The 26527-nt window shown below is 36.1% G+C and carries 31 protein-coding genes; 26 read left to right on the plus strand and 5 right to left on the minus strand.

Annotation, left to right across the window (positions count from 1 at the left end):
* The first annotated feature begins 98 nt into the window (after positions 1-98).
* The 21 genes from BMX11_RS15515 (at position 99) to BMX11_RS15610 (ending at position 17242) form a co-directional block, all read left to right on the plus strand.
* Complete coding sequence (locus BMX11_RS15515) at positions 99-476, plus strand: hypothetical protein (protein WP_090885868.1); 378 nt, start codon at positions 99-101, stop codon at positions 474-476.
* A gap of 186 nt (positions 477-662) precedes the next feature.
* On the plus strand, positions 663-1517 hold the full coding sequence (locus BMX11_RS15520; protein WP_139180199.1) for an MbnP family protein: 855 nt from the start codon (positions 663-665) through the stop codon (positions 1515-1517).
* A 24-nt stretch (positions 1518-1541) separates the two neighbouring features.
* Positions 1542-2609: a cytochrome-c peroxidase gene (locus BMX11_RS15525; protein WP_245738682.1), complete on the plus strand. Its 1068-nt coding sequence runs from the start codon at positions 1542-1544 to the stop codon at positions 2607-2609.
* 5 nt (positions 2610-2614) lie between these two features.
* Positions 2615-3472, plus strand: coding sequence for an MbnP family protein (locus tag BMX11_RS15530; RefSeq protein WP_090885874.1), 858 nt, complete (start codon positions 2615-2617; stop codon positions 3470-3472).
* A gap of 3 nt (positions 3473-3475) precedes the next feature.
* Positions 3476-4519 (plus strand): cytochrome-c peroxidase, encoded by a 1044-nt coding sequence (locus BMX11_RS15535; protein WP_090885876.1) that lies wholly within the window; start codon positions 3476-3478, stop codon positions 4517-4519.
* A 10-nt stretch (positions 4520-4529) separates the two neighbouring features.
* On the plus strand, positions 4530-5453 hold the full coding sequence (locus BMX11_RS15540) for a transporter family protein (RefSeq protein ID WP_090885878.1): 924 nt from the start codon (positions 4530-4532) through the stop codon (positions 5451-5453).
* A gap of 11 nt (positions 5454-5464) precedes the next feature.
* Entirely contained in the window at positions 5465-5968 is a 504-nt protein-coding gene (locus BMX11_RS15545) for a hypothetical protein (RefSeq protein ID WP_245738683.1), read from the plus strand.
* Between the two features lie 6 nt (positions 5969-5974).
* Entirely contained in the window at positions 5975-6637 is a 663-nt protein-coding gene (locus BMX11_RS15550; RefSeq protein WP_217643849.1) for an SCO family protein, read from the plus strand.
* Between the two features lie 59 nt (positions 6638-6696).
* The gene (locus BMX11_RS15555) at positions 6697-7089 is read left to right on the plus strand and encodes a hypothetical protein (protein WP_090885880.1); all 393 of its coding nucleotides are present in this window, start codon (positions 6697-6699) and stop codon (positions 7087-7089) included.
* 41 nt (positions 7090-7130) lie between these two features.
* A complete protein-coding gene (locus BMX11_RS15560; RefSeq protein WP_090885882.1) occupies positions 7131-7739 on the plus strand; it encodes an SCO family protein in 609 nt (202 codons plus the stop codon).
* A 4-nt stretch (positions 7740-7743) separates the two neighbouring features.
* Positions 7744-8115, plus strand: coding sequence for a hypothetical protein (locus BMX11_RS15565; protein WP_139180200.1), 372 nt, complete (start codon positions 7744-7746; stop codon positions 8113-8115).
* Between the two features lie 35 nt (positions 8116-8150).
* On the plus strand, positions 8151-9014 hold the full coding sequence (locus BMX11_RS15570) for a helix-turn-helix domain-containing protein (protein ID WP_090885885.1): 864 nt from the start codon (positions 8151-8153) through the stop codon (positions 9012-9014).
* A gap of 25 nt (positions 9015-9039) precedes the next feature.
* On the plus strand, positions 9040-9819 hold the full coding sequence (locus tag BMX11_RS15575) for an MbnP family protein (protein ID WP_139180201.1): 780 nt from the start codon (positions 9040-9042) through the stop codon (positions 9817-9819).
* 2 nt (positions 9820-9821) lie between these two features.
* On the plus strand, positions 9822-10856 hold the full coding sequence (locus BMX11_RS15580; RefSeq protein ID WP_245738684.1) for a cytochrome-c peroxidase: 1035 nt from the start codon (positions 9822-9824) through the stop codon (positions 10854-10856).
* A 95-nt stretch (positions 10857-10951) separates the two neighbouring features.
* Entirely contained in the window at positions 10952-11599 is a 648-nt protein-coding gene (locus BMX11_RS15585) for a DUF2911 domain-containing protein (RefSeq protein WP_090885889.1), read from the plus strand.
* Between the two features lie 34 nt (positions 11600-11633).
* Positions 11634-11927 (plus strand): hypothetical protein, encoded by a 294-nt coding sequence (locus BMX11_RS15590; RefSeq protein WP_090885891.1) that lies wholly within the window; start codon positions 11634-11636, stop codon positions 11925-11927.
* A gap of 180 nt (positions 11928-12107) precedes the next feature.
* Complete coding sequence (locus tag BMX11_RS15595; RefSeq protein ID WP_090885893.1) at positions 12108-12500, plus strand: hypothetical protein; 393 nt, start codon at positions 12108-12110, stop codon at positions 12498-12500.
* Positions 12501-12675: 175 nt separating this feature from the next.
* Positions 12676-14169, plus strand: a complete 1494-nt coding sequence (locus BMX11_RS15600) for a c-type cytochrome (protein ID WP_090885895.1) — start codon at positions 12676-12678, stop codon at positions 14167-14169.
* Between the two features lie 5 nt (positions 14170-14174).
* The gene (locus BMX11_RS15605) at positions 14175-15509 is read left to right on the plus strand and encodes a c-type cytochrome (protein ID WP_090885897.1); all 1335 of its coding nucleotides are present in this window, start codon (positions 14175-14177) and stop codon (positions 15507-15509) included.
* 6 nt (positions 15510-15515) lie between these two features.
* Complete coding sequence (locus BMX11_RS24335) at positions 15516-15680, plus strand: hypothetical protein (RefSeq protein WP_175474579.1); 165 nt, start codon at positions 15516-15518, stop codon at positions 15678-15680.
* 203 nt (positions 15681-15883) lie between these two features.
* Positions 15884-17242 carry an MATE family efflux transporter gene (locus BMX11_RS15610; protein ID WP_090885899.1) on the plus strand — a complete coding sequence of 453 codons (1359 nt, stop codon included), beginning with the start codon at positions 15884-15886 and terminating at the stop codon, positions 17240-17242.
* A 57-nt stretch (positions 17243-17299) separates the two neighbouring features.
* On the opposite strand, the gene BMX11_RS15615 is transcribed toward BMX11_RS15610, so the two are convergent.
* The 4 genes from BMX11_RS15615 to BMX11_RS15630 all read right to left on the minus strand — a co-directional run bounded on the left by BMX11_RS15615 (position 17300) and on the right by BMX11_RS15630 (position 20387).
* Positions 17300-17851 carry a cysteine hydrolase family protein gene (locus tag BMX11_RS15615; RefSeq protein WP_090885901.1) on the minus strand — a complete coding sequence of 184 codons (552 nt, stop codon included), beginning with the start codon at positions 17849-17851 and terminating at the stop codon, positions 17300-17302.
* Positions 17852-17925: 74 nt separating this feature from the next.
* On the minus strand, positions 17926-18798 hold the full coding sequence (locus BMX11_RS15620; RefSeq protein WP_090885903.1) for a helix-turn-helix domain-containing protein: 873 nt from the start codon (positions 18796-18798) through the stop codon (positions 17926-17928).
* A 71-nt stretch (positions 18799-18869) separates the two neighbouring features.
* Positions 18870-19202 (minus strand): winged helix-turn-helix transcriptional regulator, encoded by a 333-nt coding sequence (locus BMX11_RS15625; protein WP_090885905.1) that lies wholly within the window; start codon positions 19200-19202, stop codon positions 18870-18872.
* Between the two features lie 108 nt (positions 19203-19310).
* Positions 19311-20387 (minus strand): succinylglutamate desuccinylase/aspartoacylase domain-containing protein, encoded by a 1077-nt coding sequence (locus BMX11_RS15630; protein ID WP_245738685.1) that lies wholly within the window; start codon positions 20385-20387, stop codon positions 19311-19313.
* A 234-nt stretch (positions 20388-20621) separates the two neighbouring features.
* On the opposite strand from BMX11_RS15630, the gene BMX11_RS15635 reads away from it, so the two are divergent.
* Genes BMX11_RS15635 through BMX11_RS15645 form a run of 3 tightly spaced genes read left to right on the plus strand, consistent with a single transcriptional unit; the run spans position 20622 to position 22349 of the window.
* A complete protein-coding gene (locus BMX11_RS15635) occupies positions 20622-21518 on the plus strand; it encodes an SDR family oxidoreductase (protein ID WP_090885906.1) in 897 nt (298 codons plus the stop codon).
* A gap of 10 nt (positions 21519-21528) precedes the next feature.
* Positions 21529-21918 (plus strand): nuclear transport factor 2 family protein, encoded by a 390-nt coding sequence (locus tag BMX11_RS15640; RefSeq protein WP_090885908.1) that lies wholly within the window; start codon positions 21529-21531, stop codon positions 21916-21918.
* A 41-nt stretch (positions 21919-21959) separates the two neighbouring features.
* A complete protein-coding gene (locus tag BMX11_RS15645; RefSeq protein WP_090885910.1) occupies positions 21960-22349 on the plus strand; it encodes a nuclear transport factor 2 family protein in 390 nt (129 codons plus the stop codon).
* Between the two features lie 850 nt (positions 22350-23199).
* Here BMX11_RS15645 and BMX11_RS15650 read toward each other — a convergent pair.
* Positions 23200-24042 carry an MBL fold metallo-hydrolase gene (locus BMX11_RS15650; RefSeq protein ID WP_217643850.1) on the minus strand — a complete coding sequence of 281 codons (843 nt, stop codon included), beginning with the start codon at positions 24040-24042 and terminating at the stop codon, positions 23200-23202.
* A gap of 389 nt (positions 24043-24431) precedes the next feature.
* On the opposite strand from BMX11_RS15650, the gene BMX11_RS24340 reads away from it, so the two are divergent.
* A complete protein-coding gene (locus BMX11_RS24340) occupies positions 24432-25085 on the plus strand; it encodes a hypothetical protein (protein ID WP_175474580.1) in 654 nt (217 codons plus the stop codon).
* Positions 25086-25126: 41 nt separating this feature from the next.
* A complete protein-coding gene (locus BMX11_RS15665; protein WP_090885914.1) occupies positions 25127-26308 on the plus strand; it encodes a rhodanese-like domain-containing protein in 1182 nt (393 codons plus the stop codon).
* Positions 26309-26527: the final 219 nt, after the last annotated feature.

Raw genomic sequence — 26527 nt, forward strand, 5'->3', positions numbered from 1 at the left:
GAACTGCATCCATGCAGTGAATTAAAATGTAATTTATCTATAGTTTGATAATAAATATTTATTCGACTTTAATCTTTTATGCCTATATTTGGCCTTAAATGTTAAAACGGTATATTTCTATACTTTTATTGGTTACGATGATTGGTGCAAACTTCTCACGTTTCTTTATTTATACCAGTTTTGAGCTCAATAAGTCTTTCATCATAAAGGAACTCTGCGAAAACAGGAACAGACCTGAGATGAAGTGTGAGGGTAGATGTTTTTTAAAGAAAAGACTCGCGGCAGCAGAAGAGCGTGAACAAAAGCAGGAAAAAGAAGCACGTAGCAAGGCTGCCGTAGATGTTTTTGTAGTTAACGAGCCTTTTGTTTTCTCTTGTACTTATTCCACACCCAAAAAGAAGCACCCAATGCTATTTGCTTCTGAACTATCAGAATTTAACACCGAAATTCTCCATCCCCCTACCACCCTAGCTTAACTTGTCTAATTAAATTTCTTGAGATTGATATCCATCCATCATTCGGTATGGGTTGTCTCATTACGCCTCTAAATTCTCTATAAATTTTTAATTTATTTCAGTTAGATCTTTCTACCTGACTGTAAATTTTATGATCAAAACAAATGCGAAAGCATATTGAAGGGACCTTTGTGTCCAAAAAATACTATGATGAAAAAATTTCTTACAATTATATCGCTAATCACCCTATTATTTGCTTCTTGTTCCAAAGAAGAAATAGTCCCTGAAACTGAACTTAAACAAGCTGCAGGAACCTTATCGTTAAACTTTGATGCCATCTATGGAAGCCAGGATTTTGCCTTGAACAAGGCATTTGATTACGAGCTTACAAGCTCTTCTGGAAACGCTAAATTCACTTATGAGTTTACAAAGTTACGTTATTGGGTTTCTAATGTCATACTTGTTACAAAGGATGGAAATGAATACAAGGTGCCAGATTCTTACTATTTAATCGAAGAAAATACGGCACAACCAATTCAGGGTGGATCATTCAATAAAGTATATCCGGCTAACAAAAGAGAAAATGTAATCATAAGAGATATTCCTTTTGGAGAATATAAAACTGTTAAATTCTCTATAGGGGTTGATTCAAGGTACAATGATAACTTGACCCTTAGAGCCGGAGAACTATCCGCATTGACAGCAATGGCAAACGATGACTGGATGTGGTTTACCAGTTATATATTTACTTCTACAGCGGGAAAAATCACGTGGGTTAAGTCTGCTCCCGAGGCAGCTGTTTCTAAAAATTTCACCTTCGAAACTGGCTCAAACGCACAGTTTAAACAGAAAACCATTGAGCTAATTAATCCAATTTCAATAGGTGGTGATTATACATCAAAAATTGACTTAACGGTAGATGCAAAAAAAATCCTTGACTTAGAGGCTCCATTTACCGATAATATTATAGGCGCAACAAAGCCAGCATTGATGACCAGGTTGACAGATAATGTCATTTCAAAGGCCATTAGTTTTAAATCAGCAGAAGGGATAAAAAAGTAATATTCATATAAATAACTGGCAATTTTGAGACGTTTTTCAGCACACAGAATCGTTTCCTTCTTTCTTGCAGGCGTAATTATGTCTTGCAAGAAAGAGCCAGTTATTCCTGTGTCCAGTGAAGCCGTTCAGTACATCACATTAACCGCTCCTGAGGGGTTTCCAGCGATTAAAATAAATTCCGATAATCCATTAAGTAATCAAGGTGTAGAATTGGGAAGGTTGCTGTTTTACGATGTTAGACTTTCTGGCAACAATAAGGTTTCCTGCGCCTCATGTCATAGCCAGCGTTTGGCATTTTCAGATGGAGTTGCATTAACCAATGCCGGTGTATCTGGCCAAAACTTAGAAAGGCATTCTCCAGCACTAATTAATTTGGCTTGGGCTAACGGTTTCTTTTGGGATGGAGGCTCTAAAAACTTGGAATCTCAGGCTTTTGGGCCAATCACCAATATGCATGAAATGCAGCAGGATTTAAACGAGTTAGAATTTGAATTGAAGCAGGTGCCCGAATATGTAAAGAGATTTTCCGATATTTTTAAGGACGGTGTCAAAGCAACCAACGTGGCGAAGGCACTGGCTCAATTTCAACTTACCCTGATATCATCAAACTCAAAGTATGATAAATTTAAGCTTGGTGAAATTTCCTTGAATGCTCAGGAGTTGCGAGGTTTGAACCTAATACATATTAAGTGCAAATCTTGCCATTCAGGAGAACTTTTTACAGATAATGCCTACCATAACAATGGTATTGATGATGTATATAGCGATGAACATGAAGGAATACATCAAGGCAGATATAGAATAACACATGATCCATCAGATTTGGGGAGTTTTAAGACACCTACGTTAAGAAATGTCATGTTGACTGCTCCATACATGCACGATGGGCGCTTTAAAAATATTGATGAGGTATTGGAACACTACAACTCTGGATTAAAAAAATCCTCGACTGTAGATCCCCTTCTTTTTCAAAATAATAAACAGTTGGGCGTACCAATTTCTCCAAAGGAAAAGTTAGACATCAAGGCTTTTCTTATGGCCTTGACAGATAATGATTTTATTACAAATAAAAAATTTAGCAACGCTAATTAAGAAACATGAAAACAATAAGTATAAATATAAAACACGCTGTGCTTGCCATTTGCACCATTCTATTACTAGGATCATGTTCAAAGACAGATAGTCCAACTCCAGAATTTGAAGAAAAAAATCTTGCGCCATTTTCTATTGAATTTGATAATATTGTGGGCGACCGGACCTTTTCCATTAATAATACTGGTAATCTTTACACTAATGCAGCCGGCGAGAAATTCTCCATTTCTATGTTGCAGTACTTTGTCAGCAATATCAAAGTGACAACTGCCGAAGGAAAAACCTATACCGTGCCACAAGAAAAAAGTTACTTTATGATTAACGGGGCCGATAAAACTACCCGTTTTACAAAAGTTGAAGTGCCAGAAGGCGACTATACAAAAGTAACCTTTACCCTAGGTGTAGATAGTCTGCGTAGTACAATGGATTTATCAAAGCGCACTGGAATATTAGATCCAGCTGCTGGTGGAGGACACGATGCCGGTGGTATGTATTGGGGCTGGAATTCCGGTTATATATTTTTTAAATATGAAGGCAATTCAAGCGTGATATCTGATGATGTAAATGGTGATCCAACAGGTAAAAAACAATTTAAATATCACATTGGCGGCTTTGGTGGTTATAGCGCCCCAACCATAAATAATATTAAGACAATAACTATTGATCTGAACAATGCTGGAATAGCCAAAGTCAGAAAGGATAGACAAAGCAATGTTCATTTATTTGTAGATGTGATGAAGGTTTTTAATGGTAAAAATTCTTTTAGTATTGCATCACATCCTAACGTAATGTTTAGTGATTATAGCGTAAATATTGCTGCCAACCTAACCCAATTATTCACGCATGATCATACAGAGAATTAAGCTATGAACAGTAAACATTTAATCGTGCTACTCTTTATGGGATTATTTATTGTTGCCTGTAAAAAAAGTGAACCTTTAATAGAAGAATTAGAAACATTTTTAGGCTTCCAAAAGCCTACAAACTTTCCTGAACCCGTATATAAATTTGAAAATAACAAAATTACAAAAGATGGTTTTGAATTGGGTAGAATGTTGTTCAATGAACCTCGCCTTTCGAGAAATAATACGATAACCTGCAGTTCATGTCACATACAGTCGTCTGCATTTACTCAACATGGACATGATGTAAGCCATGGTATTGATGACAGACTAGGAACACGAAACTCGCCACCTATTATGAACTTAGCTTGGAGCAGGGCTTTCAATTGGGGTGGTGGTATTCACGACTTAGATACCCAGCCCATTACGCCAATAACAACCCATGAAGAGATGGATGAAAATTTGGAAAATGTGTATAAAAAATTGAGGGCCATGCCTAAATACACTAGTAAATTCAAGGCTGCTTTTGGAACTGAGGAAATCAATACTGCTAACTTTATGAAAGCCTTATCTCAATTCATGCTGATGTGTGTGAGTAGCAACTCTAAGTATGATAAGGTAATTAGAAAGGAAAGTGGCGCCTCTTTTACTTCGGAGGAAATGGAAGGATATGTGCTTTTTAAGGAGAAATGTGCTACATGCCATTCCGAGCCTCTATTTACCGATGGCTCCTTCCGTAACAATGGGTTGGCAATCAGCCCAGTGAATGATAAAGGCTTATATGTGGCAACCCTTTTGGAAACAGATAAGTATAAATTTAAGGTGCCCTCCCTGAGAAATCTAAAATACACGGCTCCATACATGCACGATGGACGGTTTCTGAGCCTAAATGGTGTGTTTGAACATTATAATAATGAGGTCGTAAATACTCAAAATTTAGATCCTTTGTTAAAAGGAAGTAAACTCGGGATTATGCTGGCAAGTACTGAAAAAACAAAAATTGCAGCATTTTTGAATACCCTTAACGATGAAGAATTTATTAAGAACCCACTTTTAGCAGAGCAATAAAATAGATCAGATGAAATTAAAATTGATGTTAGTAATAGCGATTGTAGGTTTTACCATTTGCGCCAAAGCCTGTGATATATGCGGTTGTGGTGTTGGAAGTTATTATATCGGTATTTTACCCGAGTATAATAAGCGATTCTTTGGCTTAAGATACCAGTATAAAACTTTGCAGACTCATCTAGGACCCAGAGGAGAGCGTACTCCATTGGCTACAGATGAGACCTATCAAAGTGCTGAACTTTGGGGAGGCTGGAATATTGGTAAAAAATTTAGGGTGCTGGTCTTTGTCCCTTATAATTTTAATAAACGGGTTAGTCAGGATCAACAAGGTACAAAAACAGGTTTGGGAGATGTTGCCCTAATGGGATACTATAATCTGTTCAGTAAGACTGGAACTTTGGGAAGCAAGCTTCTAGTCCAATCCCTCTGGCTGGGTGCAGGTATAAAAACACCTACCGGAAAGTATGAACCGGCAGAACGTCTAGCGATCCAGGAGTCGCCAAATAATTTTCAATTGGGTACCGCTAGCACAGATTTTACCTTTAATGCCGCTTATGATATTCGTTACAACGACCTGGGTTTGAATGCAAATGTAAATTATAAAATTAATACCCAAAATAAGTACGAATACAGATATGGCAATAAGTTAACAACCAATGTATTGGCATATTACAAATTCAGAATTTTCCAGTCATTTACTGTGGCTCCAAATGCAGGTATTCTGTATGAAACATCCGCAAAAGATGTAGAAAGCAATAAATATGAGGTGGCAGTGTCTGGCGGACATTCTTTAGCCGCAATCGCAGGATTGGAATTCGCCATGAAAGGCATTTCTTTTGGCGCTAATTACCAGAATATACGATCACAGAATTTGGCCGGAGGCAGAGCTTTTGCTGGCAATAGAATAATGACCCATATATCAATCCCATTTTAAAAACAACTTACATGAAAACAATTAGAATTAAAAACATCACCAAACTTTTGATGTGTCTGGGTTTGATCATTACCTTTTCAGCCTGTGAAAACAAGCCAGATTACAAAACCGTAAGGAAAGAAGTAATGGATATGCACGATAAACTCATGATGGACGGGGAACTGGCCATACGTAACAAAATGTCACTGGATACCATGTTGGGTACAGGGCTTAAAAAAATGAAATTATCAGATCCTAAATTAGATACACTGATAGAAAAGCAATACATCACTAGTTTAATTAAGAAGTTAAATGATGCAGATGAGAGCATGATGGATTGGATGCAGGTTTTTAAACCCGAAATAGACGGAAAAAGTAATGAGGCCGCCATAAAATATTTTCAGGAGGAAAAAATTAAACTAGTGAAGATGGACAGTGTGTTTAAATCTGCGCTTGGTCAGTCTGATAGTTATTTGAAAAAATACAAAGTTAATAAGCAGGATGCTCCAGTAGAACACGCTGGGCACAAACATTAGAAACAGATGGAAACTAGAAAAATAATATCGAAATCAGCTAGCCTGATTTTAAACTTAGTAGCATTTGGAATGCTAATCAGCTATAGTTCTTGTACCGAGGAAAAGAAACTTCCGATGTTGGTTGAACGTGTTGATACCAAAATTGTGGGTGGTAAAGAGGTAGCCGATACAGTTTACCGCACCATTCCCGAATTTACCTTTCTCAATCAGGATAGCGTAGCGACTACCAATAAAGATTTTGATGGAAAAATCTATGTCGCGGATTTCTTCTTTACGAGTTGTCCTACGATATGTCCTATAATGCATAGGAACCTGAAGAAGGTTTTTGAGAAGTACAAAGATGATCCGAATGTAATGTTCCTTTCTCATACCATTGACGTCAGGCATGATATTCCTTCTAAGTTAAAAGCATACAAGACCAAACTTGGCGTAGATGGGAAACAGTGGCAGTTTTTATGGGGTCCTCAGGAAGTTATTTATGCTTTGGCGCAAAAGAACTATCTGGTATCAGTTAATGAGGATAAACAGGCTGCTGGGGGCTTTGTCCATCAGGGCTATCTGGTTTTAGTTGATAAACATCGTCGAATCAGAAATGCGTATGACGGTACGGTTGATGAACAGGTGGAAAAGCTGATGAAAGATATGGACATATTATTAAAAGAAAAATAAATAAAAGACGATCCTTCAAGTAAATACCATCAATAAAGGTTTGAAATAAAAAACTAAAAATGAAAAAAATATTAATCCTATTCAGCTTCGTTTTAGCCATGACAGCGCAAACAAATGCGCAAACTATATTTGATAGTTGGCCTGAACTTAAGGCATTTCATAGCGTGATGTCCGATACTTTTCATTCCGCCGAGGAAGGAAATCTTAATCGCATCAAGCAAAAGAGTGCTGAGTTGACAGCAAAAGCTTCCAAAATGCAAAATTCACTGATTCCAAAGGCTTATAAAACGCCTGCAATTAAAGCCTCCATAGAAAAACTCTACATGGAGAGCAAAGTCCTTGATCAACAGGTTAAAAGCAAGGAAAAAGATGCCGTTATTTTGAAGAGTTTAACTGCACTTCATGACCGTTTCCACGAAATTGTTGGTCTCTGTAGAGAGAAAAATCATTAATTGAAATGACTATCTTAACAGTTAAATACATTAATAGAATTATGAAAAAGAAGTTGACCTATTCGTTTTTTGCCTTACTGCTTTTTAGCTGTACAAATACAGAAACTAAACTGCCTTTTCTTGGAAACCCATCTACTTTAAACGGTGAACAGGTTTATCCGGTAATAAAACCTTTTTCATTTATCAATCAGGATAGTATAAAAGTTACCAATCAGAATTTTAGGAACAAGATCTATATAGCTGATTTTATGTTTTTAAGCTGTCCCACAATCTGTCCAAAAATGACAATGGAGATGAGGATGGTATATGATACTTTTAAGGATGATCCACGGGTAATGTTTTTATCACATACCATAGATCCCAAGAACGATACCGTTGAAAGGCTTAAAAAATATGCAGCAAACCTGGGTGTTAAATCCGCCAAATGGAACTTTGTGACTGGAAATAGGGATAGTATTTATGCCATCGCCAAGGATAGCTATTATGCTACTGCCTATGCTGATAAAACCGCTCCTGGAGGTTATATCCATAGTGGAGGTCTTTTGCTGGTTGATACTAATCAGCATATCAGAGGAGTTTATGACGGTACGGATCCTGAAGACACAAAAAGGTTAATAAGTGAAATCAATCTTCTTTTAAAAGAAAAATAGCAAATTGAAAAAACTCTTATCCATATTACTCATGTCGTTGTTTCTCTTTAAGGCAACATCTTCGCTATGGATTTGTGTTTCCTTTTATGCTAACCGTGATTATATTTCAAAAAATATTTGTATCAATCGCTTTGATCTTATTCCCATCTGCGAAGGTCAGTGTTACCTAAACAGCCAGTTGAAGAAAAATGATAAGCAAGAGCAAAAATTGCCAGAACTTAAACAAAAAGAAACGCAGCTTTTTTATTTAGAACAGCAATTACAAACTCGAGAAAACGGCATTCGGATTATTGACTCCAATCCAAATTTCTTTTATTACTCGGATTACTCCGACGTTTTTGTCATGAATGTTTTTCAGCCCCCTCAAAGGACTTAAATCTCAAAAATTTTTACTTCTTAAAAACCATAATTATGCAGACAAAAGAATTGACTGTTTGCAACATTGGTTTATTTGTTGAAGAGCCTAAACATTTTTGGATGGGTGAATTGAATGGTCTATTGCAGAAATTTCCATCGCTGGAGTATCCGCACAAGCAGGAGTTTTACATGTTGCTTTTTATAGAGCATGCCATGGGTGAGCTAATCATTGACGACCAAAAGATCCGTTTAGACGATGCAAAGGTGATCATAATTAAACCTCGTTGCGTTAGCAGTATTGACATTAACAGGCAAGCGAAAGGTACGATGATATGTTTTACAGAAGATTTTTTTTCTCTTCGATACAACAATAATATCCTACATGAATTTACTTTTTTACAGAGTGGTTCTAAACCTTACATCCGCCTTTGCGATGAGCAGCACGTTCACTTTGAAGTGTTAAATACATTATTGCTCGAAGAGTTTACAGTCCAGAAGAAAGGTACTGAAAAAGTTCTACGCTCCTTCCTGAATATTATAATGTGTGAGCTGGAGAGGATTTTCAGACCATTTGAAGTTGAAAAAGTAAGGAGCTTAAGGCAAGATAAAATTCATCAGTTCGAAGCGTTGATTGAGCGCTATTATGCAATAAAAAAAATGCCCTCAGGTTATGCAGAACTCCTACATATTAGCCCTAATTATCTTAATAAAATATGCAGGGAAGAAACAGGACAGACTGCTGGAGATCTGATCAGAAGAAGGATTACGATTGAAGCGCAACGTTTTCTGCATCACACCAATTTATCAGTAAACGAAATTGCTAATAAACTAGGGTTTGAAAACCTCTCTTACTTCATCACCTTCTTCAAAAAACAAACCGGGGATACCCCGGAACAATTTCGTAAAGAAAATAATTAAAGAAATGAACTTAAAATTTAACAAAATGAATGCAAAGATAAAAAGTATACTGTTGATATTGACTATTGGTCTATTATTAGGCTTCACATCAAAAACTGATGATACAGGTAATCTCACCATCAGCTTTAATCACTTTTTCAAAGGACAAAAGATTGATTTCACCAGCGAATTTGTCAATTCTCATGACGAAAAAATCAAGTTCTCAACCCTGAACTATTTTATAAGCAACATCAAATTAACCAAAAAGGATGGAACAAGCTACAGTATTCCCCAGGATAGTTCTTATTTTTTGGTAAAGGAATCCGAGATACAGTCCAAGCAACTTCATTTAAAAAATATTCCTAAAGGCGAGTACAGTGGAATCACCTTTACAGTTGGTGTGGATAGTGTTCGCAATACAATGGATATTGCAAGAAGAACGGGCGCTCTGGACGTAGGTGGAACAGCAAAAGGGATGTACTGGATATGGAATTCAGGTTACATCTTCTTTAAAATGGAAGGTACATCTCCCTCGGCACCAGACCAGCAGAAGAACAAATTCGCATACCACGTTGGAGGATTTGGAGGATACAACACAAAAACTATTAACAGTATAAGGACAAAAGAATTTGAAACAAACGGATTGATGGTTTCTAGAGATAAAAATCCAGTTGTGGCTATAAATGTTGACCTAGCGGGCATGTTTGATGCACATACACCCATTAAAATTGCTGAAAGGTCGACAGTGATGTGGGGGGATATATCTACCAAGATCGCGGACAATTATATTTCTTGCTTTAAATTTTTCAATCTTTCTTACAAATAGACATGAAAAAGCTAAAAATGTATCTCATCTTTTTTTTGATGATAGCTTTTGTGGTAGCAAGTGCATTTGTTATCGATGATGATCAGCCTGTAAAAATAGTAGTCCCTTCAAATTTCCCTGCTCCAGTGTATAATCTTGAAAAAAATAAAATTACGCAAAAAGGGGTGGAATTGGGTAGACAGCTTTTCTACGATGGGTTGCTTTCTATTGATGGCTCTACTTCATGCGGTTCCTGCCATCAACAGGTTTCTGCTTTTGTTCAACAGGACCATGATTTCAGTCACGGTGTAGAAAACAGGATTGGCAGACGTAACGCACTGCCTTTAGCCAATTTGATTTTCAGTAAATCATTTTTCTGGGATGGAGGTGTTTTTAATTTAGACCTTACACCAGTAAACGCAATCGAAAATGAAGTAGAGATGGGTGAAAATTTAGATCATGTACTAAAAAAACTGAATGCTTCTTTACTTTATAAAGCCAGGTTCAAAGCCACCTATGGCGTGGATAGTATCACTACAAATTTGTTTTTGAAGAGCATTTCGCAATTTTTGGCAACGATGGTCTCGGCCAATAGCAGGTATGATAAATATGTCAGAAAAGAAGGTGAAGTGCTTAATGCAGATGAACTTGAGGGGCTTAACATTTTCAAAGATAAATGTAGTACCTGCCACTCCTCTGACCTGTTTACCGATGGCAGTTTTCGAAACAATGGATCTACAGCTGACTTTCGTTTCGATAAAGGCCGTCACGAGATTACCTTAGCAGATGCTGATATTGGCAAGTTTAAAGTGCCTAGCCTGCGAAATGTAGAATTTACAGGACCATATATGCATGACGGCAGTTTGCAATCTTTAGAAGAAGTATTGGAACATTACAATTCAGGCATGAAAGCAAGTGCTTCGCTTGATCCAGTTTTTAAAAAGCGGGATAAGCCGGGAATCTCGCTTGACGGGAATGAAAAGAGAAAGCTTGTTGCCTTTTTAAAAACACTAACCGATCAGGAGTTTTTGACTAATAAAAAACTTTCTGAATTCTAAAATCAATACTTAAAATAATAATAAACCAAACCAGCATCAGCTGATTAAAAAAATACTCAAGCTATGCTGGTTTATTAATCATTTGACATACAATAATGAAAAATATAACATTTATTTTAGTGACAGGCCTTTTTCTTGCCGCATGCAATAACAAAACGGACAAGGTAGACCAAAAAGCAAATACCCCGGTTAAAACTGGGCATGAAAGACATCAAATGGAAATGCCCTCTACCTCCAGTCGAAAATACATCGATAGCATTAATAGTGGTTTGATAAAAACAGACACCCTTAAGGGGAGTCCTCAATTAGTAGCAATGAGAACCATTGGCGGTGTGCACTTACATATGGTCTATAGTTCTCCTGGAACCAAAGGTCGCGTAATTTGGGGAGGACTGGTTCCTTACGATAAGGTGTGGGTTACCGGAGCCCATAAGGCAACCACCCTGGACATCAATAAGGCCATCGATATCGGAGGTAAAAATATAACAATAGGGAAATATGCTGTTTTTACCATTCCCGGAAAAGAGAAATGGACATTTATCTTAAATAAAAACTATGACCAACACCTTGCTGATGATTACAATCAGAGTGAAGACGTTGTTCGTGTAGATGTTGTACCAAAATCAAATCATATGGTTCAAAGGCTACGCTATTCTATCAATCCTGTTGATGTTAACAGAGGTATGATAGCTGTAGAATGGGAAAAGCTCAAGATTGAAGTACCTTTTACTACAGTAAAATAGAAATTGTGTCTTACATTTTTGGGTAAGAATTTATATGAGAACTGAAAATCCTTTTAAAAATGCACACGAAGTCATAATTTTTCTTCGTATGCAAACACCTTGGTCTGATTTTAATGAGTTTGCTGGTTTAATCGATAAAGAATATTATGCTAACTGTCAGGGGAAAAAAAGAGCTTTGAAATTTGGAAAAGTACTCAACGACGATAGTTTATTTATGATATCCTCAAATGTTTTAGACGATGCTGAGTTTCATACACTTTTGGATGCTACCCTAGCTTTATTCAACGAATTTGAAATTGTCCAGGTTATTCCATTTAAACTTGCTTAGCCGAATAAGCAAATTGACGAATGGATAAGCGTGGTAAGAATAATATTAAAGATCAATACAAATTTTAATGCATATTACCTCATTTTAGCATAAAGCGTGATTGTTTAACTATACATCACGCTTTATTAATTTTTGGATATGCTGACACAAAGACTGAATATTGTAATATAATTAATCAATATGACCAGTGCTATTTTGGTATTATCTGCCACAACTCCTGCTATACTTTTTACTTACCTGCTTTTAAAATATAGCATTCAGAGGTGCGCAACATCAATCGTAGGCGTGCAACAGATTAATCTAAAGCCATTGATGGTAGAACAGATTTTCGAAAATCACTTTGAAAAATTGTTAGCAATAGAAATCCATGGAGGAGGACCTGCAATAAATGCCTATTTGAATGCTAAAGTAAATGGCAGCTACCAAGTCTTAACTTTTGACGGGAAATTAATTCTGGAGGTCAGAAAGAATTTTTCAGGTTGGGTGGTAACTAGGGAAGGTGATGCAGTGAAAAATCCGACACAGTTTTTTACATCTCTACTGCTCATGCTAGAACATAGATTTTATAACTAAAACCTCCTGGATTGAATAATGATACATTCGAACTGTTTATGCGAATTGGTTAGTTTTTTTCTTGATGTATAAGTCCGTTTTAATAAATCGCGCAGGATTGTTTTTATAAACATCCTGCTTCGTTATTTAAAGGGAAATTGACGTTTTAGATGGATTTTTGTAAAAAAGTATTTTTATGGACATCCCTTTATTTCATCTTGACTGGCTTAACAATAGAATGTTAATCGCATTGATAGCCACTGTTCACGCGCTAATCAACCATTCTCTGGCTGTTGGCTTCTTACCTTTAATGGCTTGGCTTGAGAATAAAGGCGTAATGAATAGTGGCCCGACCGAGATAACCGATGCCAGATGGGACAAAATGGTTTATAAAATGATGTGGACCGCATTCATTATCACCACGACGATAGGCGCAATGACAGGGGTAGGGATTTGGTTTTCCGTTTCGCTTGTAAGTCCAAATTCAATTGCCAGTTTAATAAGGGTATTTTATTACGCTTGGTTTGTAGAATGGACAGTATTTGTAACCGAAGTTGTGTTGATATTAATCTATTTTCTTACTTGGAAAAATTCCAACAAATCTATAAAAGCAAAAACAAGGCACATTAAATTTGGCTGGTATCTCAGTGTTTTTTCCTGGGTAACCATGGCCATTATCGTATCTATTCTGGGCTTTATGATGGATCCTGGGAATTGGAAAAACGATAAAAACCTAATTACGGCATTCACAAATCCACTTTATATTCCTCAATTGTTATATCGCACACCACTTGCAATGGTCCTAGGCGGCACCTTGGCTTTGTTTCTTGCTTCAGTATTTACAAAGCGAGGAGAAGAAATTCGAACCAACACATTTAAATTAATTTCTAAATGGATTTTATGCTGGTTACCATTTGCAGTAGCTGGTTCTGCTTACTATTTCAAAGTTATTCCAGAGACGCAATTGGCCAATATGAACGTGGCTATCGGTACGCAAGCCTTTCAGCAATGGTACGACATTATGTGGAAAGTAATACTTGGGGCAACTTCAATTATATTAATTACAGCCATACTCGGTTTATGGAAACCAAAAATGCTTCGCGCACCTTTTTTAGCAATAACTCTACTTTTTGCACTTGCTTTTATGGGCCTGTTTGAACGGGTTAGAGAATTTATTCGCAAACCATATATTATTAGCGAGTACATGTATTCCAATCTTTTACGTGAGGAAGATTATCCACTTTATAAGAAGGATGGCCTACTTAAATGGGCAACCTATTCCAGTACGCCTGTAATTACAAAAGAAAATAAAATAGAAGCTGGTCGAAATGTTTTTATGCTTGCCTGTAGCCGTTGCCATACCACACAAGGCGTTAACTCTGTTGTAGATGTATTTGACAAAATGTATGGCTCTACCGGAAAGCCTTTTGATGAAACCATGATGAAAAATTACATCAGTAATTTACATAACGCTAGAGCTTATATGCCACCTTTCCCTGGCAATAAAAAGGAAATCGATGCTATCGTGGCTTACATTAAACAACTTCAGATAACTGGCGAGGTGTTGGAAGGTGCGCAAGAAACAGGGGTGACACTTAATCCAGAGCAATCTGTAGAAGCATTTAAAGCAACGGCAGAAAAAAACCTTGCTAAAGAAAAAACCGATATAGAAAACATAAAAAAGAAATAACCAACATGAATTTTTTATTACAAGCAAATATTCCGATTCCGAAAGATATTCCATTACCATTACCGGTTCCCGAACCCATATTGGTATTTGTATTGGTTTTTTCTTTTCTGGTACATATTGTATTTGTTAACCTAATGCTGGGCGGTTCTTTACTTACGTTTTGGTGCCAAATCAAAGGCTTAAAAAACAAAGAATATGATGAGCTTGCGCACGAAATTGCCAAAACCATTACCGTAAACAAAAGCCTGGCTGTGGTAATGGGCGTTGCACCTTTGTTAAGTATAAATACACTCTATACCATGTATTTTTATACCGCAAATTCGCTCACTGGCCTTATGTGGATTGCCATTATCCCATTAGTGACCGTTGCGTTTTTGCTAACCTATCTTCATAAGTACACCTGGAGAATTTTTGAGAATAACAAAGCAGTTCATATCAGCATTATTGCATTGGCATGTTTGATCTTTCTATTTATCCCACTTATATTTTTGACTAATATCAATTTGATGCTCTTCCCGGAAAAGTGGGGTTTGATTAAGGGGTTTATCTCTGCATTAACCCTTCCCAATGTTTTTCCAAGATACCTTCATTTTATTTTTGCTTCACTATCGGTTACAGGCCTGTTCTTATTTTGGTATATAGGGCGTAAAAAATACCCTTTCGAAACTATTTTTAAAAATCTTAACCGTTATGATATTAAGAAAAAAGCATACTCTTTGGTATTGACAGCAAGCGTAATCCAATTTTTAATTGGCCCAATCGTACTGGTTACATTACCCTCAAAAGGGGTGGGTTGGAATTTGATTTTCATTATTTTTATAGGTGCATCTATCGCTATTCCTGCCATGTACTGGATTTATAGAGCAATTGTGGGCAAGCCAGAGCATATTAATAATAACTTTTGGAAAATAGCTATCTGTTTAACCATCACGGTAATTTTTATGGGTTCAGGCAGACATATTTATCGTTCTAATTCTTTAGCGCCACATCAAAAAATGATGGCTCAAAAAACAAAAGATTTCATCAAAGCATCAGAAGAAGCACGTAAAAATCCAGTAGAAGATGAATTGGAAATAGACGAGAGCCTGGGAGATGTAGCCGTAGGAGGAGCATTATTTGCACAAAATTGTTCGGCATGCCACGCAAAAGATGTAAAAGTTGTAGGTCCGCCCATTATAGAAATGGCAACAATTTATAAAGATAATGCCGAAGATTTAAAAAAATGGATTAAAAATCCAGGCAAAAGGCGTGCGGATGCCCCACAGATGCCAAGTTTCGAAGGGAAACTATCAGACGATGAACTTGCAGAATTGAGTAAATATATATTAACCATTAAATAAATAATTATGATGATTTACCTTGTTTTTCTTTTAGTTGCTATTATAGTTTTTTTAGTTAAAATAACGATTGATTTCTATGCATTAGTAGCCCTTGTTAAAAAAGATAATAATATTCTCTTACAACCAAACGAAAAAGAAAAAGAATATGAATTTATCAAAGGACTGTATTAATTAAAGCTATGTTTAGATAGAATGGGATTATTTGTGGTCTTATTATGGCCTAATTAAACTTTTTTCTGGTAAGGCTTAGTCCAAACGTTTTCTGAGATTATCAAAACGGTAGGATTTCGTAGATTTTTGGTAGCAAAATGCGATATGCGAATCGCTAATTTCGCGCTTAACGCTCTAGTTAGTTGAGTGTTAAGATTATTATCATGCTACAACAATATAAATCCAATAAAATATACTACCAAAGTACAATAATGCTGGCGGGACCAGTTGTGGTTTCGCAGCTTGGTCACACTTTGGTATTAGCAGTGGACTCGATAATCGTTGGTCATTTTGCGGGTACAATATCCCTAGCAGCTGTATCACTGGTTCACTCGGTTTTTATGGTGGTATTGGTATTGGGAACGGGGATTGCCTATGGATTAACTCCTTTGATTGCGCAGGAAAATGGAAAATCAAATCATCAGGAATGTTCCAGGCTGCTTTCAAACAGTATGTGGATAAATGGAATAGTTGCAATTTTACTTTTTTTGGTAGTGTATCACGGCTCTATGTTTGCGATGTATCACGTAAGTCAGGATCCTCGTGTTATTGAAACCGCAAAATCATATTTGCTGCTTTTAGGTATTTCCATTTTTCCATTAATGATTTTCCAAGCCTTCAAACAATTTGCAGAGGGGTTAGGCTTTACAAAACAAGCAATGCAGATTACGATTTGGGGCAATGTGCTCAATTTGTTATTAGCCGTGGTTTTGGTTAAAGGAATGTTTGGGTTTGCGCCTATGGGAGTGAAGGGAATAGGTGTTGCAACCTTAGTTGATCGGATACTGATGATGATCGTAATGGTCTGGTATGTTTTGAAATCAAGAAATTTTAAAGCCTATATCAATCATTTTTCTATCCAATTTGTAGACTTGTCAAGAATTACCAGGATTATTAGAATTGGATTACCTGTTGCCATGCAGTATATTTTTGAAATTGGCGCATTTGCAGTAGCGGCATTAATGGCAGGTAAAATTGGGGCCGTGGATCAGGCAGCTCATCAGACTGCAATTACTTTTGTAGCGATGACTTACATGATGGCTGGTGGGGTAGCTTCGGCAGCAACCATCAAGGTAGGCAATAGTTTTGGAAGTCAAAATTATTTTAGAATTCAGAAATTTTCAGCCGTTTCTTACCATCTAGTCATTGTTTTTATGCTGTTTTTTGCAGTTGTTTTCACAATTTTTAATCAATATCTGCCATATCTTATAACCAGTGATTCAGCGGTTGTAACCCTGGCGGCGCAGTTATTAGTCATTGCAGGCATTTTTCAGGTTTTTGATGGCACCCAGGTTGTTGGCTTGGGTACATTAAGAGGTATGGGAGACGTCAGAATTCCAACATCCATAACTTTTTTTGCTTACTGGATTGTGGGATTGCCCATAGCTTATCTTCTAGGCATTAAGCATGAGTTTGGTGTGGAGGGAATTTGGTACGGATTAACATTTGGTTTGTTAACCTCTTCTGTTCTGTTGTATTTTAGATCTCAATACATTATTAAACGTCATATGAAAACCCTGTAACTAAAAGAGCCAAGTAGAACAATCGTTCCCCTTGGCTCTTTGACTCTTAATTTAGTTTTATGCCGATAAAAACTCTTCAGTACTTTTTATCTCTGCATAGAAAAACGCTAGCGCGGCCAAAAATGCATGGTGTACATCATCCGCTTTTACCGTTTTTCCATTGATCTCCAAATCTCTCGATGCACAGGCATCTCCGATCACAGTACATTTATAGCCAAGATCGAATGCAGCACGTGTAGTCGCATCCACACACATGTGGGTCATCATGCCGGTAATGATCACCTCGCTTACATCATTTTCTTTTAAATAATCCAAAAGCCCTGTTTCTCTAAAACTATTCGGATAAAATTTCTCAAAAATATGTTCCTCCTCCAATGGTTTCACATTTTCGTGGATCTCTACACCTTTGGTTCCCTTAACAAAAATTGGCACGGCTTCTGGATTAGCTGATACATGTTGTATGTGCGCAATTGGTAAATTATTTTCTCTGAAATGTTTCATTACTTTAGCAACGTTTAAGCTAGCTTCCACAGGGTTCACAAGTTCAATGGCTCCATTTTCAAAATAGTCATTCTGAACGTCGATTATAATTAATGCTTTTCTACTCATATCTATTATTTTTTACTTGTTTTTAATTAAAAACAAAACTAGTAAAGCCTCTTAGGATGCTTAATACCAAAATGTCAATGATTGATACCATTTTGATATTCATTTAAAAAATCGGTTGTGGTAATTCCAGTCTGATTTTTGAAAAAGCGCATTAGATGGTTGGGTTCTGAAAAATTGAGCTGAAAAGCAATTTCAGATACCGTAAGTTTGGAATGGATTAAGTAATCCTTTATGGCGACAAGCAAACGTTGTTTCAATAAGTGCGAAGCTGTAACATTAAATTGTGCTTTTACCGCTTTATTCAGCGCAATGCGGTTGATGTTTAATAGACTTGTATAATCATTAATGCGCTGTTTATCTCTGATGTAAATTTCGAGCAGCTGCTTGAACTGGAAAGCTTCATTATGGTGATTTTTTTCGACAGCCAAATGATGAATCTCTGCATATTCCCGGTTAAGTTTTTGTAACAGGTAATAGATTAAAGAACGGATAATATGAACGCTGTCAGCTCTTGTTTTGACCAATTCTGATTTTATTTCGGACAAAAGCGCATAATATCTTTCCACAAGTACTTGATCGATTTGTGTATACAGCGGGTATGCCAATTGATAAAAGTACAACAGACGATAGGTAAACAATTTATCGGAGAAAAAATCATTCAAAAAATCTTCCTGAAAAACTAAAACCATAAAATCCAGACCATCAGGATTCAGATTCCATTCTCGCTTTTGAAAGGGCGAAATAAATATGATGCTGTTATCGGAGATGTTTATCCTCTGATGATTTAAAACAAGATAGCCATTGCCTTTCTTGAAAAAAACGATTTCGAGATAATCCGTATCGTAGGTGTCTTTTAAAAGGTATGTATCTGCGAACTCATCAGATGGCAGAACATTTATCAGAAAATCTACCCCACATTCTGTTTTATGAAATTTTTGAGTTCTCATTGTTTTTTATTTTTAAACTACGCAGGTGCTTCTTTTTTAAATTATCAGTCAACCTTAAACCTCTTGAAAAATCAAACTAAATTTTCCAGTCCAAATTCAGCAAGCTTATCTACAATAGGCAAAGTTTTTAATCCCAGTTTAGTCAATCGGTATTCAACTTTTGGGGGAATTTGTTGATAGACTTTTTTACTGACCAGTTTGTTTTCAACAAGCATATTCAACTCTTGGATCAACATTTTTTCACTGATGCCGGTTACTGCCCTTTTCAATTCGCCATATCTCACCACATTTTCATTGATTTGAAACAGTATCATTAATGTCCACTTGCCACTTAAGAGCGTTAAGGATGCTCTAACAGGACACCTGTCGTCACAGGGCGTATTTACTCTTGTTTTATTCGTCATTGATATTTAATTAACTGATCTAATCATGTTATAAGTAGCAGCGAAAAAATTTGATCATTTTTTAGCTGGAAAGAAGCGGATAGACTGTACCTGCAAGACATCACGATGTTAATAGCCAATACAAAAAAGCGTTTCTCCCACATTAACAGGTGGTGTCCCAACTTTGTAAAGAACTATTCCACTCACAGGAGCGGTAATCCGATGCAAGATCTTACCGAAATCATTAGTTATATAGCCTATATTTTGCCCTTTGGTAAGGGCATCACCACTACTAACCGAGCTGTAAAAAATGCCCTTTTCCGCAACGCGAACATAGGTTTGGTTATACAGGTATTTCCTGTTAACATCATTAACAGTTTTTCTTGCATTATACATACCTGAATAATTCAGCATATTATAAACAGCATTTTTTATTAAATCGACATTTTCAGTTTGTACTGCCCCGAGTTTTCCTGCCTCTACACTCAATGCTACAACCCCGTCCTGCACTGCTTGTTTAAAAGCGTATTTTGCTGGTTCTGTTTTTTTAAGGTTATAAGGATAGGAAACGATATATTTCATTCTCGATGCTTCACTTAAAAGACGGGCTTTTTCTGTTTGCTCCGCTTCTTGCTGATTATTATAATAGCAAACGAAAGGGAGGAGATCTTCGTTCGAATCGCCGCCGTGGATATCTAAAAACACATCGGTGTTCGCAATAACCTCTTTTGTGATCCAGTACGCAATCTTTTCTGTAATACTTCCATTAGCAGAGCCAGGAAAAGCAGTGTTCAAATTTTTTCCATCTAAGGGATTGATAAAGGGTGACCTTCTATAAAATGATGCTTTGTTCGTTAAAGGCAAAATAATCAGCGTTCCCTGAAGAAGGTTAAAGTCTATTTCTTTCAACAGTTCCTGTACAGCTATGATCGGTGGATACTCATAACCATGTATTCCCGCTACAATGGTAAATACAGCTCCCTGTTTTCTCCCTTTTATTAGCGTGAGCGGCAAATTTTCCAGCTCATTGTTTTTATCAAAAGCAATAAGGGTATCTAAACGCGATCCGCTGTTTACTTTTTTTATAATGCCATCAAGATCTTGTGCATTCATTGTGAATGTTGACAACAGTAAAATCAATATAGAAACCGTTATTTTCGCTACACTTACCGAGTTTGCTGCACTTTTCAATTTGCCAAACTGCATAATTTTTTTTTTAATTTGAACAGGATTAAAAATAAATATTCACCATTTAGCGGTGATCAACAACCGCTCAAGGGAGAACCATGGTTGATCGGGTCACTTATTTTAATTTTATTTTTCATTGATAATCAGTTATTCTAACCTTTTTGTAGGTACTTTACAAGTTGGTAAGTACTTGTGTAAAGGTAAGTACTTGCTTAGCTTTGTCCAAATATTAAACGTTAAAATAAATAAGAAATGAAAATATTAGTATTCGGGGCAACAGGCTCACAACAATTCAACGTAATAGGAGAAGCAAAGAAAAAAGGTGCAGAAGTTATCGCTGCTACAAGTTCAGGAAATAGTTTCAGTAAATTATCCCAAGCAGGTGCAACACCAGTTTTGGCCAATTTAGCTGATGCCGATAAAATCTTGGAAATTACAAAGGGAATTGATGCGATCGCTTTTATGATCCCGGTTTCATTACCAAATCCTTTTGATGGTTTGCAATATTCAAAAAATGTGATAGATGCAGCTAAAGTAAACGGGGTAAAGAAAATCGTTTGGAACACAAGTGGATGGTTGGAAGCTCAAAAAATTGGCTCTCCTGTGGATGATATAAAACTCGACGTTCTGGCATATTTGAAGAATAGCGGATTGGATTATGTAATCATCGAACCAACAATTTATATGGAAAATATGATGGGGCCATTCTGCGCACCCTTCATTACTAATGAGCGGAAATTGGCTTACCCAACTCCAGAAGCAATGCCAATCGGATGGATTGCTTCAAGAGACGTGAGTGCTTTTGTGGTTGAAGCTATTTACAATTCTGATTTAAAAGCAGATGCTTTTAAAATTAGCGGATTAGAAAATCTGAAAGGAAATGATCTGGCATCACAGTTTTCTAAAGGTTTATCGGAAGAAATCGTTTATTATCCGCAAAAGCCACAAGAATTCGGTGAAATATTAAAGCCATTCGTAGGAGAGGCGGGAGCATCAAGCGTTGCAGCTTATTACGAAAGTTTGCAAAATGCTATTGAATACCCATCAAAATTCAATCCGAATATGAACGAAGTCTTAAAAAAAATTCCTGTAAAAATGACTTCATTAGCAGATTGGGCAAAAGATAATAAAGATTATTTTATCAAATAATCGGTAATTTATGGAAGCGAAGGGAATTGTAGCAGCATATTTTGAGGCATTGTCTAATGGGGAAATCGAGAAAGCATTTTCTAACTTTATACCTGAAACCAAATGGTACCAGCCTGGGAATAATAAATTTTCTGGTTTGAAAAATAATTTAAGCGAAATTTTCCAAATGCTTGAAGAAATTATGGCAGATTCAGCTGGAAATATGGTGGTGAAACCGACTGGACCGATGCTCCAAAGCGGTGATTTGGTTTCAGTTCCAGTTTGGTTCACAGCCAAAAAAGGAACAAAAACGATGAGTTTGGGTGGGATGGATCTATTCCAGATAAAAGATGGAAAGATTGTTCACGTTTGGACATTTTCAGATGACCAGTTGGTAGATGATGCGTTTTTTGGAAAGTAAAAAATCTACATGAATAAATATAAATTTAAAAATCAATAATTATGACAGCAATAGAAGTAGTCACAGCTTATTCAAAAGCGCTTTCACAGGGAGACATCCCTACTGCATTCTCTCATTTCAGCCTTGATGCAAAATGGCACCAACCAGGCAATCATCAGTTTGCAGGAACAAAAGAAGGACTTGATGCCATTGGCAAAATGCTTGCCGATATGATGGATGCAACACATGGTTCATTGGTTATAGAAACAACAGGCGCTTTGATGGCAAACGGAAATTTAGTTTCATTTCCAACTCATTTTACGGGGAAAATTGACGACAGGACAGTTGATATGAACGGTGTCGATTTGTTTGAGGTTGTAAATGGTAAAGTTGTTCAAGTATGGTTGTTTTCTGAAGACCAAGAGGCAGAAGATGCGTTTTGGGGAAATTAATAATATCCTTAAAAAACAAGAACGGTTAGTTCTAAGCTATCCGTTCTTGTTTTTAAATTTCCCACTGCTTTGTTTGTTTAAAATTTACCTTCAATTATTTTTCTACTAACCATACTTCCAACTTCTCCGCCCATTTCAATCGCATACGAAACACTTCTCATTATACTCGTATTGTCGCCACAAGGGAGTATTCCGATTTCAGTCGTTTTCTGTAATCAGTAAGTTTTTATATGATTTGCCTCCTTAAATTCGAAACATAATAGCTTTACTATTTGGCTATGTTGTTCTAATTTCGGTCTTGCGTAAGTGTGTAATTGGGTGAAAGTGGTTCTTTCCCAATTTTTGTAGTTTTTAATTGCTGGATACTTGAATACATTTAGTATAGTATTGGCTACAAGACGCTAAAGACAAATATGTTGCATATATCATACATATATTGATGGATAAAAAAATTAAGGCTTGATTTCAAACTTTAGATTGTAAATTGAGCAAACTTCCTGCATGAAGGCATAATATATACTGGTTATTTAATTTTTTAACTTATCTCCCTGTCGGCATCTTGAGGATTTATGTTGAATGGTTCATTTTAGTTTCGATATCATTTTAAATCTATTTTAGGGCTTTCAAAAACTAGCATTAATTCATTGATCATCAAAATTGTATTTACGTTTTACGAAGCTACAATTGGGAATAGCTAACGCGAGCTGTAAATATCTCAAAGAAATCGATTTACCGTAAATTAGCGTTAATTGAATTATCTGTTATTTGTGCTATAATTCAGAACTCAAACTCATGGCCTCATCAGTTTAATAAAAAAGGGCAAAACATTTTAAATGCTTGCCCTCCCATATTACTTACCTAAGTTATAAATCTCCGTATCCCTTAGGATCACTAATTTGTCCTTTGTAATATTATTTTTTTTAGCTTCTGCACTTAACACGAGTCTTGTAGTACGACAATGGTCAAGAGAATCCATGTGGACTGCAATCACCTTTGCACTTCCACTTGATGACACCAAATTCATGGTCTGTTTCTCGTCCATGATGATTGGTAAATTTTCGAATCCTTTAATCTGGGCACCACCAGAATTAACTATAATAATATCAGGCTTTATTCTTCTAATATTTTCCTTTATCCTATCAGTCCATATGGCATCTCCCATGATGTAGACAGTGGGTTCTCCTTTAGCACTTAGTATAAAACCAGAGGTTTTGCCCATCATTTCCAGAACTTTTCCAGATCCATGCTGGCCGTTTACCCTTTCAATGTTAAGATTGTCCCATTTCATTTTATTTTCAAGCGTTTCTGCGTTGATAAATCCTTTGGAATTAAAAAAACTCTTGTCAGCTGGCTGATTGATAATTTTAATTGATTTACTGAGGATATTATTTGCAGCATCATCAAAGTGATCGGCATGTGTATGGGATACTAAAACCAATTCTACACTGTCAGTAATTTGTCGCATTGGCATTTGTATCTCTACAGTTGGATTTTTAGCGATACCAGCCCAGGATTCTATTGCACCTTTGGGAGAAAGCATCGGATCTACCAGAATCTTGTGGCCTGCATATTGTAGAATTAGTGTAGCATTTCTTACCAGCTGGATACTGGATTTTTGACTATAGCTATTCTGTGCGTAAGCAACTATTGTTACCCCAAAGAATAAAAGTGATGTTATTAGTTTTTTCATCATTCAAAATATTAAATTGTGAAATTTCCCCCAATGGAAAAGAAACAAAATTAGATATAAAACCACGCATGGAACATATCAAATAGCATATAAAAACTACCATTTTGATACCTGTTCAATATGATTATTGATCTATACAATCTCTACTATTCTGCAACCGGCCGATAGGATGGATTACTTATAAAGTCCGTTTAGGAACGTTTATTAAAGCTTTTGGAATGATTATTTATAGGTGTTGACTTTCAATTGGATTAAATTTGCAGAATGAGACTTGAAATTGTAAAACGAAAATTTACATTGTGAATTTTGGATTGCAAACATTCAACTAGTCTAGCTAAACTTTTTATAACAATGATATAATTAAGTAAAGAATGATTATCCATCATAAGATAATGTTTGCTTTTATAATTCTGCTCTCCATAATACATGGTAATGCTTTTGCTCAAAAAGAAATGCAAATTCCACCTACAAGCCCTCCAATAAATATGGAAGTGTTGGGTAGTAACAGAGGTTTAGCATTTCAATTGATAATCGATAAGAAATTCAAAAGTATTCCAAAGTTGGGTGTTTTTAGTGTCACCTCATTGGTTGGTGAATGGGATAAAAATGGGATCAATGACTACATGGCCCAGTCCAGTCTCACCTACGAAATATTGAAAGGATTAAAATTGGCTACCGGTTTTCACCTAACGCCTGTGAAAGGTATGAGGCCCATAGCCGGGCTAGTTTACACATTGGCTAATCCAACCTGGTTATTTGTGGCCAATTCCAGAGTAGATTATTCTAGAGATACCAATGTTGAAGGACTGGTTTTGGTGGAGTATAAACCAAAAATTAATGATATATGGCGTATTTATTCGCGACTTCAGGGCTTATACGAATACAACACCATTATCAATATGCAAACCCGTAGCTATTTAATTGCTCGTGCGGGATTGAGCTATAAGGAATTTTCTTTTGGATTGGGTTCGAATATCGATTATTACGGACCAGAGAAACATAAAAAAAATAGCTTTGGCGGATTTGTTAGTTTTTTGCTTTTCTAATACAATTTACAAACCAACTTTAATTTTTACAGTACAATTAAATGAACAAATATATTGTTTCAGCCGTGTTCCTGCTATTAGGTATTTGTGGCTACGCCCAAGATTTTAAGTCAGATAATATTAGCTACAAAACCATTTCTTGGATAGACTTTTTTAACAAACTCGAACATAACCCGAAACTTACTTATTTCGATATAAGGTCAGCAGGCGAAAGAAATGACAATGGGCAATCACAAGCCTTTAATCAAGGAAAAATAAGGGGTGCGATTGAAACCGATTTCGCCAATTTTAATAAATATTATCCTGAATACCTCAAGCACAAAAACGATACCATATACCTTTATTGTAGCCACAGTAAACGCTCAAGGGTTTTAGCTAAACAACTCGCTGACAGTGGTTTTGTGAATCTGGTAAATATTAATGGAGGTTTATCATACTTCAACATCCTTTCGGATACCGAGATGCCCTACAAAAATAAATATTATACGAATAACCTTAAATATAAATTAGTCACTCCGTCAAATTTTATCAGGGCCTTAAATAATGAAGAGTTTCAAGTAATTGACATAAGGCCCGATAGCTTATATCTTGGAAAGGCAAGTGATGAACGCCAAAATTCATTTGGAAAAATCAAATCAGCTCTTCACATACCTTATGATAAATTGAAGGATAATTTAATGGTATTGGACAAAACCAAAAGCATTTATCTATTCGACAATGATGGTAATCAAAGTCCGGGTGCAGCAAATTATTTAATTGAACAAGGGTACGATACAAACGTTTTGATTTTTGGATTGAGTAATGTTATTAGCACTACAGAAATTAAAGAAAGAAATTTTCTGAAAACAAAATATCAATTTATTCTGCCTGAAGAATTGTTAAAAATTGTCAATCGGAATGGAAACACAGTAATTATAGATATTAGAAGCGAAGCGGAGTTTAGGGGGACAGATAAGGCTGCCTGGAAAAATATTGGAACAATAAAAAATGCGATTAATATTCCGTCAGATAACTTAAGCAACGAAAAAATAGCCAGTTATGCAAATAAAACCATTATCATTTATGATATGATGATGTTTGATGGTGAGTTATTCAAGTATGCTAAAAAATTAAAAGAATATGGGGTAAAAGATTTGTATTTGCTTTCTGGGGGTATTTCGAAAATTAAGGAAAGTATTTACGACCATCAGAATATTACATTAAAAAGTTTGCTTGATGAATAATGCTAAAGTTAGGGAATTTGGCTCAGCAAATTTTGTTGAACAAAGGATGCAATAAAGCATGATTGCGCTGAGAAACGGGAGAAGCTTTGTATACTAATCTATGTTTAATTATCAACTATGGTCTTAAATGCTATAATCGTAATTCCAAGCTGTTGAAATGTTGCCAGTTCATTTTTTATTTACTATTATTTTAATTAATTACAAGATTCCTCGACACAG

The organism is Pedobacter rhizosphaerae, from assembly GCF_900111155.1.
Taxonomy (GTDB): Bacteria; Bacteroidota; Bacteroidia; order Sphingobacteriales; family Sphingobacteriaceae; genus Pedobacter; species Pedobacter rhizosphaerae.

Excerpts from the sequence above, each read along its gene's own strand:
- BMX11_RS15665 (WP_090885914.1), top strand. The coding sequence starts at position 25,127 with ATGAACAAATATATTGTTTCAGCCGTGTTCCTGCTATTAGGTATTTGT.
- BMX11_RS15520 (WP_139180199.1), top strand. The coding sequence starts at position 663 with ATGATGAAAAAATTTCTTACAATTATATCGCTAATCACCCTATTATTT.
- BMX11_RS15620 (WP_090885903.1), bottom strand. The coding sequence starts at position 18,798 with ATGAGAACTCAAAAATTTCATAAAACAGAATGTGGGGTAGATTTTCTG.
- BMX11_RS15580 (WP_245738684.1), top strand. The coding sequence starts at position 9,822 with ATGAAAAAGCTAAAAATGTATCTCATCTTTTTTTTGATGATAGCTTTT.
- BMX11_RS15615 (WP_090885901.1), bottom strand. The coding sequence starts at position 17,851 with ATGAGTAGAAAAGCATTAATTATAATCGACGTTCAGAATGACTATTTT.
- BMX11_RS15585 (WP_090885889.1), top strand. The coding sequence starts at position 10,952 with ATGAAAAATATAACATTTATTTTAGTGACAGGCCTTTTTCTTGCCGCA.
- BMX11_RS15640 (WP_090885908.1), top strand. The coding sequence starts at position 21,529 with ATGGAAGCGAAGGGAATTGTAGCAGCATATTTTGAGGCATTGTCTAAT.
- BMX11_RS15645 (WP_090885910.1), top strand. The coding sequence starts at position 21,960 with ATGACAGCAATAGAAGTAGTCACAGCTTATTCAAAAGCGCTTTCACAG.
- BMX11_RS24335 (WP_175474579.1), top strand. The coding sequence starts at position 15,516 with ATGATGATTTACCTTGTTTTTCTTTTAGTTGCTATTATAGTTTTTTTA.
- BMX11_RS15635 (WP_090885906.1), top strand. The coding sequence starts at position 20,622 with ATGAAAATATTAGTATTCGGGGCAACAGGCTCACAACAATTCAACGTA.
- BMX11_RS15610 (WP_090885899.1), top strand. The coding sequence starts at position 15,884 with ATGCTACAACAATATAAATCCAATAAAATATACTACCAAAGTACAATA.
- BMX11_RS15515 (WP_090885868.1), top strand. The coding sequence starts at position 99 with ATGTTAAAACGGTATATTTCTATACTTTTATTGGTTACGATGATTGGT.
- BMX11_RS15600 (WP_090885895.1), top strand. The coding sequence starts at position 12,676 with ATGGACATCCCTTTATTTCATCTTGACTGGCTTAACAATAGAATGTTA.
- BMX11_RS24340 (WP_175474580.1), top strand. The coding sequence starts at position 24,432 with ATGTTTGCTTTTATAATTCTGCTCTCCATAATACATGGTAATGCTTTT.
- BMX11_RS15650 (WP_217643850.1), bottom strand. The coding sequence starts at position 24,042 with ATGATGAAAAAACTAATAACATCACTTTTATTCTTTGGGGTAACAATA.
- BMX11_RS15540 (WP_090885878.1), top strand. The coding sequence starts at position 4,530 with ATGAAATTAAAATTGATGTTAGTAATAGCGATTGTAGGTTTTACCATT.
- BMX11_RS15570 (WP_090885885.1), top strand. The coding sequence starts at position 8,151 with ATGCAGACAAAAGAATTGACTGTTTGCAACATTGGTTTATTTGTTGAA.
- BMX11_RS15555 (WP_090885880.1), top strand. The coding sequence starts at position 6,697 with ATGAAAAAAATATTAATCCTATTCAGCTTCGTTTTAGCCATGACAGCG.
- BMX11_RS15630 (WP_245738685.1), bottom strand. The coding sequence starts at position 20,387 with ATGCAGTTTGGCAAATTGAAAAGTGCAGCAAACTCGGTAAGTGTAGCG.
- BMX11_RS15595 (WP_090885893.1), top strand. The coding sequence starts at position 12,108 with ATGACCAGTGCTATTTTGGTATTATCTGCCACAACTCCTGCTATACTT.
- BMX11_RS15560 (WP_090885882.1), top strand. The coding sequence starts at position 7,131 with ATGAAAAAGAAGTTGACCTATTCGTTTTTTGCCTTACTGCTTTTTAGC.
- BMX11_RS15535 (WP_090885876.1), top strand. The coding sequence starts at position 3,476 with ATGAACAGTAAACATTTAATCGTGCTACTCTTTATGGGATTATTTATT.
- BMX11_RS15530 (WP_090885874.1), top strand. The coding sequence starts at position 2,615 with ATGAAAACAATAAGTATAAATATAAAACACGCTGTGCTTGCCATTTGC.
- BMX11_RS15550 (WP_217643849.1), top strand. The coding sequence starts at position 5,975 with ATGGAAACTAGAAAAATAATATCGAAATCAGCTAGCCTGATTTTAAAC.
- BMX11_RS15545 (WP_245738683.1), top strand. The coding sequence starts at position 5,465 with ATGAAAACAATTAGAATTAAAAACATCACCAAACTTTTGATGTGTCTG.
- BMX11_RS15625 (WP_090885905.1), bottom strand. The coding sequence starts at position 19,202 with ATGACGAATAAAACAAGAGTAAATACGCCCTGTGACGACAGGTGTCCT.
- BMX11_RS15590 (WP_090885891.1), top strand. The coding sequence starts at position 11,634 with ATGAGAACTGAAAATCCTTTTAAAAATGCACACGAAGTCATAATTTTT.
- BMX11_RS15605 (WP_090885897.1), top strand. The coding sequence starts at position 14,175 with ATGAATTTTTTATTACAAGCAAATATTCCGATTCCGAAAGATATTCCA.
- BMX11_RS15575 (WP_139180201.1), top strand. The coding sequence starts at position 9,040 with ATGAATGCAAAGATAAAAAGTATACTGTTGATATTGACTATTGGTCTA.